The organism is Finegoldia magna (genome assembly GCF_003182075.1).
GTDB lineage: Bacteria > Bacillota > Clostridia > Tissierellales > Peptoniphilaceae > Finegoldia > Finegoldia magna.
In genome coordinates this window covers 103,236-110,574 of sequence record NZ_QGTH01000003.1, presented here as the reverse complement: position 1 = coordinate 110,574, position 7,339 = coordinate 103,236, and the positions used below count along the sequence as shown (strand labels likewise).

The window sequence follows — 7,339 nt, the reverse complement described above, 5'->3', positions numbered from 1 at the left end:
AAATAATAAAAAATTTGAATCTTTAAATCAAGAGTAAAGGCATAGCCCTGGTCTGACGACCAGCTCTTGACAGAAATCTTCAAATTTTTAAGAAAATCAATTAGGCAAAAAGGGGGATTTTTAGAAAAATCTTGACCTTTTAGTTTAATTGTGCCAAAATTAGGTTACAAATATCTGAACTTTCAGATTTCAGTAATAAAAGTATATTTTTTTAAAAATCAAAAAAATATCAGCTCACAACCTATCAGGAGGAGCTGATACACAAAACTTTTCATATACCCAAATTACACTAAAAAAACCGATTGATTACACTCGGTTTGTTTTCCATGCACTAATTTAATTACTCAAATAATCAAATAACCTGAAATTAATTTTAGGTTGTGCTTGACTTTTGTTAGCAAGTTTTATTGGACGGATTGCTTGTGCATATGATATTATAGTGTATATAGATATAAGAGGCGCATTATGAATTTTAATTTTTCTAAAGATAAAATTTTAATTGGTATAGCAATAATTGTTTTAGTTGGTTTTGGTTATTATAAATCTAATTCAGATAATTTGAATAACAATCAAATTCAAACTCTAGTTGATACAAAATCAACAGAGAGCATAAATGAGAAATCTGAAAATAATACACAAAAAAGAGAAGATAATTCCATGACTATGTGTCAAATAGATGGTTGTGTAAACAAGCCTGGTGTCTATTCGTTTAAAAAAGATGATAGAATTAAAGATATTGTGGAATTAGCAGGCGGATTTACACAAGATGCTGATACTAAGAGTGTAAATTTGGCAATGAAGCTAAAAGATGAGATGAAAATTTATATCCCATCAAAAACAGAAACTTCAAAAGCACAAAACAATGATAGACATAGCTCAGATATAGTTACAATAAAAGATAATAACTCAAGTAGTCTTGTAAATATTAACACTGCTGATAGCAATAAATTGCAAACATTACCAGGTATTGGACCTTCTAAAGCTAAAAAAATAATAGAATTTAGAGAGAAAAATCAATTTAAAAAAATTGAAGAAATAAAAAATGTAGATGGAATAGGCGATAAAACTTTTGAATCATTAAAAAGTTTAATAACTATAGATTAAAGGAGATAAAAATGTTAGACAAAAAGTACAAAACAATTAAACCAGAAGATGTTAAATTAACTGAGTTTACTCAAACAGCTGGATGTGCAGCAAAGATTGGACCTGGTAAATTAGCTGAAGTATTAAGTCATCTTGAAAAAGTAAATGACGATAATTTAGTAGTAGGATTAGATACAAGCGATGATTGTGCTGTATACAAAGTAAGAGATGATTTATGTTTAATTCAATCTCTAGACTTCTTTACGCCGGTTGTTAATGACCCATATACATTTGGTCAAGTAGCTGCGGCAAACTCTTTAAGTGATTTATATGCTATGGGTTCAGATCCATTGTTAGCTTTAAATATTGTTTGTTTTTCAGATTGCATGAATCAAGATATTTTGGTTGAAATCTTAAAGGGCGGTGCTGATAAGGCTAAAGAAGCGGGATGTCTGTTAGTTGGTGGTCACACAATTCAAGATGATGAACCTAAATATGGATTGTCTGTGACAGGAATAAACCATCCTGATAAAGTTTGGGCCAACTCTACAGCTAAAGTTGGAGACGTGGTTGTATTAACTAAAAAATTAGGTGTAGGAATTGTAAATACTGCTATAAAAGGTGGAATGGATAATCAAAAATTATTTGATGAAGTTATCAAATCTATGTCTACTTTGAATAAATACGCTAAGGAAGCCTGCGATGGACTAGAAGTTCATGCTGCTACTGATGTAACAGGATTTGGTTTGTGCGGCCATGCACTTGAAATGGCTAAGGGATCTGATTTAACAATAGAAATCGACTCACAAAACTTACCTATTTTTGAAGGAGTAGAAGAGTTTGTTAACTTAGGATTAGTTCCAAAAGGAGCTTATGACAACAGAAACTTTATCAGAAATGATGTAAAAATCAGCAAAAATGTTAGTAGCTTTGTAGATGATTTGGTCTTTGATCCCCAAACATCAGGCGGATTATTAATTGCATTATCTAAGGAAGATGCTGATAAACTTGTAGAAAAATTACATGAATCAGGCCAAGTTGGAAGTATAATAGGAAGAGTAAAGGAAAAAACAGATCACTTTATTGAAGTAATCTAATTAAACTTATGAAACTTAGAATTCTATTAGTTTTTCCATCTAATGTGTATAAAGATGAGATCATTTTGAATTTCTCTAATGATGAAAATTATGAAGTTTCAGAATGTTCTACAATTGAAGATGCACTTGAAAAACTAAAAAAAGGTTACTATGATTTTTTGCTTAGTGATATGAATTTTGCGGATGGTACAGGCTTAGATTTCAAAAAAGAAATTAGCAAATTATATTCCATTCCTACAATTTTTGTTAGTGACGAATCAGATGATATGAAAAAAATCTTAGCGTTGGAATATGGCGCAGATGATTATGTAGTTTATCCATTTAATATGCTTGAGTTAAAAGCAAGAATTAGAGCAGTTCTCAGAAGAACGAAATCAGATTTAGTAAATGACCATAATAAAACAAGCATAATACAAATTGGTGAATTTGAATTTAATTTAATATCAAGAACTGTAAAAAGATATGGTCAATATATAGAATTAACAGGAAGAGAATTTGAATTGCTATATGCACTTGTTTCTAATAAAGATAAGGTTCTTTCAAGAAAGGAATTGGCTGCGAAATTATGGGAAGATGCACAGTCTCATATCAGGACTGTTGATGTTCACATTAAAAGATTGAGAGAAAAAATCAAAGATAACGAATCATTAATAATTAGAACAAAATGGGGAGAAGGATATTACTTCTCATCAAATACAAAAGTTTAAACTGCTTTTTAAAAAGCAGTTTAATTATTTATGGAGGGAATATGTATCAAACTGATATACCTAAAAAAAATCAATTAATTGCAAATATAATTACAAACATGGGAGAAATAAAAATTTGTTTGTTTGAAAATGATGCTCCAAATTGTGTGGAAAATTTTGTAACTCATGCACAAGAAGGATATTATGATGGAACTATTTTTCATAGAGTCATCAAAGATTTTATGATCCAAGGAGGAGATCCACAAGGCACAGGCTATGGTGGCAAAAGTATTTGGGAAAAGCCTTTTGAAGATGAATTTTCGGATAATTTGAAAAATATAAGAGGAGCATTATCTATGGCTAATTCTGGACCAAACACTAATGGATCTCAATTTTTTATAGTTCAAAATACTTCAATTAGAAAAGATTACATTAAATATCTTGACGAATGTGATTTGGATGAAAAACAAAAAGAATACTATAAAAGTAATGGTGGTTGTTTTTGGTTAGATGAAAAACATTCTGTATTCGGTCAAGTTTATAGTGGAATGGATATTGTAGACAAAATTGCTAACGTAGATACTGACTTTTCAGATAAACCGCTGGATGATATTATTATTCAATCAATAGAGATTTCAAGGAATTAGTATGCATCAATATAGAGGCAAATTAATAGTGCATACTGGATCTATGTTTTCTGGAAAAACATCTAGTTTATGGAAAGAAGTGAATAGGTTTAAAATAGCTAAATATAATGTAGTTGTGTTTAAGCCGAAGATGGATTCTAGATATTCTAAGGAAAAAGTAGTAACACATGATAAAAACGAAATTGAAGCAATAAATGTCGATAATATTGACGATATAGTTGAATATACAAAAACTCATGATGTAAATGTCATCGCTATAGATGAAGTGCAATTTATTAATTCAAAAGCAGATCATTTTGTGAAACAAATTAATTATCTTTTGGAGAAAGGATTCACTATTATTGCTGCTGGACTTGACATGGACTATAAAGCCAAGCCATTTCAACTTGTTAAGGAATTATTGCCTATATGTGATTACGTCGAAAAACACCACGCTGTGTGTGCTGTGTGTGGAAATGATGCATGGGTAAGTTATCGTATATCAGACGATAAAAACAGAATACAGTTGGGTGCTAGTGAAGCATATATGCCATTATGTAGAAAACACTATATTGAAAAAATGAATGAAAAGAAGCTAACAGAACTACAAACAACATATTTAGATAAAGATCAAAACAATAAAAACACAATTTAGTATAACTAAATTGTGTTTTTTCTATTCTGGGTAGATTAAATTTTCTGTTTTAATAGAATTTAAAACCTTCAAGTACTTATCAGAATAGAATTTTGCCATATTTAAATTCATATCTGAATAGTTGCCACAGTCCTTTGCTGATTGACCAGGTATATCGCCTTCGTAATTAGATATGAATTCAAAGAGTTCTTTAACTAAATCTACGATATCTTCAGATTTTTTATCTCCGACCAAGATTAGATAAAATCCTGTTCTACAACCCATAGGACCAAAATAAATAACATCATTTTCAAGTTTATTTCTTAAAAATGTAGCTGCTAAATGTTCTATTGCGTGAACTTCTGCTGTGTTCATAACGGGTTCTCTGTTAGGTGCAGTTATTCTTAAATCAAAAGTAGTTAATACTTCATTATTTAAGTAATCTTTTCTTGATACATAAATTCCTGGTAATAATTTTAAGTGATTAATTTTAAAACTTTCTATTTTATTCATATTTCCTCCTAAATGAAATTCAATGGATCTTTTTGAATTGATGAAGATATAATCAATCCAATTGATATTAAGTTGATAATTTGAAATGTTCCACCATAACTAAAAAATGGTAAAGGGATACCAGTTATTGGCATTACTCCAATAGTCATTCCAATATTTTCAAATATGTGGAATAAAAACATTGCTGCAAATCCAATTGTCAATAATTTTGAGTATAAATTATCTGAGTTTTGAGCAATAACCACACATCTATAAAGCATAAGGGCATATAATAAAATCAATATAAATCCACCTATAAATCCAAATTCTTCAACTAATACTGCAAAAATAAAATCTGTTTGTTTTTCAGGAATAAAATTATATTGACTTTGAACTCCGTTTAAGAAACCTTCACCAGTTAATTTTCCTGATCCTATTGCTATTTTACCTTGGAGAGCTTGCCATCCAGTATTGGATAAATCTCTTTCAGGATGAACAAAATTTAATATTCTATCTCTTTGAAATTGATCAAGCCTCAAGTATAGAAAAGGTAAACTGACTATACCTAAGATAATTGCTCCTATTAAATATTTCCAATCAATTCCAGCTGTAAACAACATTACTATTATTATGAATGTATACACCATAGCTGTTCCTGCGTCTGGTTGTTTTAAAATTAGGGCGACAGGAATGAAAGCAAAAATTAGTATTTTTAATAAAATTTTAGGATTATTAAGGCTGTTCTTGTTAGATTCTATAATATTTGCTAGCGAAATAATAAGAACTATCTTCATTATTTCAGAAGGTTGAAAATTAATTGGTCCAAACTTAAACCAACTTCTTGCACCCCATTCATCACCAACACCAAAAAATAAAACTAGAACCAGTAAAACATTGCAAATTATGTACATTGGAATGTTAAGTTTTTTTATTATGTGGTTGTCTAGTGAAATTATAAAAAAAACAACAATTATTCCTATAATTGTAGCTATTAATTGTTTTCTGAAATAATGGTTTGAAAGACTTGATCCAGCACTATATAATACTACAAGACCGTAAATAACAAGTATTAAAACGCTTATAATTAGAGTTTTATCTATTTTTGATATATTTTTTTTGCTAATATTAAACATGTCTCACTTCCTCAACTAGTATTATAACATATTAAAATATTAAGGTGTGATATAATAATGATTTAGAGGTGATTAGGAGGTTTTATGAACAGAATAGGATGTCATTTATCTACATCAAAAGGACTTCACAAAACTATAGAACAATGCTTAGAAATAAATGCTGACACTTTTCAATTCTTTCCACGAAATCCAAGAGGATCTAAGTCTAGATTAATTCCTGATAGAGAAATAGAAAAATTTTTGAAGCTTAGAGATACTCATGATATAAACGAAATAGTATGTCATGGAGCATATACCATGAATTTATGTAGTGATAGAGAAGACCTAAGAGAACTGGCAATCAAGCTTATAAATGAGGATATGAAAAAAATTCGAGATTTGGAAATTGATAATTATGTTCTTCATCCAGGAAGTCATAAAAATCAAGGAATTGAGAAAGGACTTAATTTAATTGTAGAAGGCTTGAATCAAATAGATGTTTCAAATGGTCAGAAGATATGTATTGAAACTATGAGTGGAAAAGGTAGTGAAGTTGGATTTGATTTAAATCAAATTGCTTATATTATTAGTAATGCTAGTATTCCATTGTATGTTTGTATCGATACTTGTCATTTGTTTAGCTCAGGAATTAAACTGGTTAATTTTGATGATTATCTTGATGAATTTGACAAGTTAATTGGTATTGAAAAAATTAAAGTGATTCATTGCAATGATTCTATGATGCCATTTGGAGCAAATAAGGATAGACATGAAAAGTTTGGTAAAGGATTGATTGGAAAATCAGACCTTTTTAATGTAATCTTTAATGAAAGGTTAGAAGGCAGACCAATAATACTGGAAACGCCTAACAACTTAGATGGATATAAAATTGAAATTGAAAAAATAAGGAGAAAGTTTCATGAGTTACGAGAAAATTAATAAAATTTTGGATGATTTAGATAGCTTATATCCTAATGCAAAAGCAGGTTTGGATTTTACTACTCCATTTGAATTATTAATTGCCACTATCTTATCAGCACAATGTACAGATGTTAGAGTTAATAAAGTTACAGCTGTTTTATTTAAAGAACATAATACCCCTAAAGCTATATTAGGCTTAGGTGTAGATGGATTAACAAAATACATCAAAAGTTGTGGATTGTACAAAACAAAATCAAAAAATATTATTAATACATGTAATGTTTTATATCATGATTATGATTCAAAAGTTCCTGATACTATAGAGGAATTAATGAAATTACCAGGAGTTGGAAGAAAAACTGCAAATGTAGTTGTGAGCAATGCATTTGGTACACCAGCTATAGCTGTGGATACTCATGTTTTTAGAGTAACTAACAGAATTGGAATTGTAAATGAAAAAGACGTATTAAGTACTGAGATAGCTTTGATGAAAGTAATACCAAAAGATAGATGGTCAAAAAGTCATCACTTATTTATTTGGCATGGAAGAAATTTATGTAAGGCTAGAAATCCAAAATGTGAAGAATGTATATTGAACGACAGGTGTAAATTTTACAATTCTTAATTAAAAAAACTATTGACAGATATCTTTTTTGATGTTATTATAATGAAAATAAATCAAAGGAGA

The 7,339-nt window shown here is 29.3% G+C and carries 9 protein-coding genes; 7 read left to right on the top strand and 2 right to left on the bottom strand.

Annotation, left to right across the window (positions count from 1 at the left end; genetic code table 11):
• Positions 1-465 precede the first annotated feature (465 nt).
• Genes DES33_RS02235 through DES33_RS02215 form a run of 5 tightly spaced genes read left to right on the top strand, consistent with a single transcriptional unit; the run spans position 466 to position 4,147 of the window.
• Positions 466-1,104, top strand: coding sequence for a helix-hairpin-helix domain-containing protein (locus DES33_RS02235; RefSeq protein ID WP_094224658.1), 639 nt, complete (start codon positions 466-468; stop codon positions 1,102-1,104).
• A gap of 11 nt (positions 1,105-1,115) precedes the next feature.
• Positions 1,116-2,180, top strand: coding sequence for a selenide, water dikinase SelD (selD, locus tag DES33_RS02230; protein ID WP_094207097.1), 1,065 nt, complete (start codon positions 1,116-1,118; stop codon positions 2,178-2,180).
• An 8-nt stretch (positions 2,181-2,188) separates the two neighbouring features.
• Entirely contained in the window at positions 2,189-2,887 is a 699-nt protein-coding gene (locus tag DES33_RS02225) for a response regulator transcription factor (RefSeq protein WP_094224659.1), read from the top strand.
• Positions 2,888-2,928: 41 nt separating this feature from the next.
• Positions 2,929-3,513 (top strand): peptidylprolyl isomerase, encoded by a 585-nt coding sequence (locus DES33_RS02220; RefSeq protein ID WP_094224660.1) that lies wholly within the window; start codon positions 2,929-2,931, stop codon positions 3,511-3,513.
• Between the two features lies 1 nt (position 3,514).
• On the top strand, positions 3,515-4,147 hold the full coding sequence (locus tag DES33_RS02215; protein WP_094224661.1) for a thymidine kinase: 633 nt from the start codon (positions 3,515-3,517) through the stop codon (positions 4,145-4,147).
• Between the two features lie 21 nt (positions 4,148-4,168).
• Here DES33_RS02215 and DES33_RS02210 read toward each other — a convergent pair whose 3' ends face one another.
• Positions 4,169-4,639 (bottom strand): S-ribosylhomocysteine lyase, encoded by a 471-nt coding sequence (locus DES33_RS02210; RefSeq protein WP_094224662.1) that lies wholly within the window; start codon positions 4,637-4,639, stop codon positions 4,169-4,171.
• Between the two features lie 8 nt (positions 4,640-4,647).
• Positions 4,648-5,751, bottom strand: coding sequence for a rod shape-determining protein RodA (rodA, locus tag DES33_RS02205; RefSeq protein ID WP_094224663.1), 1,104 nt, complete (start codon positions 5,749-5,751; stop codon positions 4,648-4,650).
• Between the two features lie 84 nt (positions 5,752-5,835).
• Between rodA and DES33_RS02200 the strand changes: the two genes are divergently transcribed.
• On the top strand, positions 5,836-6,669 hold the full coding sequence (locus tag DES33_RS02200; RefSeq protein WP_094224664.1) for a deoxyribonuclease IV: 834 nt from the start codon (positions 5,836-5,838) through the stop codon (positions 6,667-6,669).
• Positions 6,650-7,276: an endonuclease III gene (gene nth, locus DES33_RS02195; protein WP_094205639.1), complete on the top strand. Its 627-nt coding sequence runs from the start codon at positions 6,650-6,652 to the stop codon at positions 7,274-7,276. The genes DES33_RS02200 and nth overlap by 20 nt, the downstream gene beginning before the upstream one ends.
• Positions 7,277-7,339: the final 63 nt, after the last annotated feature.

Excerpts from the sequence above, each read along its gene's own strand:
- DES33_RS02235 (WP_094224658.1), top strand. The coding sequence starts at position 466 with ATGAATTTTAATTTTTCTAAAGATAAAATTTTAATTGGTATAGCAATA.
- selD (WP_094207097.1), top strand. The coding sequence starts at position 1,116 with ATGTTAGACAAAAAGTACAAAACAATTAAACCAGAAGATGTTAAATTA.
- DES33_RS02225 (WP_094224659.1), top strand. The coding sequence starts at position 2,189 with ATGAAACTTAGAATTCTATTAGTTTTTCCATCTAATGTGTATAAAGAT.
- DES33_RS02220 (WP_094224660.1), top strand. The coding sequence starts at position 2,929 with ATGTATCAAACTGATATACCTAAAAAAAATCAATTAATTGCAAATATA.
- DES33_RS02215 (WP_094224661.1), top strand. The coding sequence starts at position 3,515 with ATGCATCAATATAGAGGCAAATTAATAGTGCATACTGGATCTATGTTT.
- DES33_RS02210 (WP_094224662.1), bottom strand. The coding sequence starts at position 4,639 with ATGAATAAAATAGAAAGTTTTAAAATTAATCACTTAAAATTATTACCA.
- rodA (WP_094224663.1), bottom strand. The coding sequence starts at position 5,751 with ATGTTTAATATTAGCAAAAAAAATATATCAAAAATAGATAAAACTCTA.
- DES33_RS02200 (WP_094224664.1), top strand. The coding sequence starts at position 5,836 with ATGAACAGAATAGGATGTCATTTATCTACATCAAAAGGACTTCACAAA.
- nth (WP_094205639.1), top strand. The coding sequence starts at position 6,650 with ATGAGTTACGAGAAAATTAATAAAATTTTGGATGATTTAGATAGCTTA.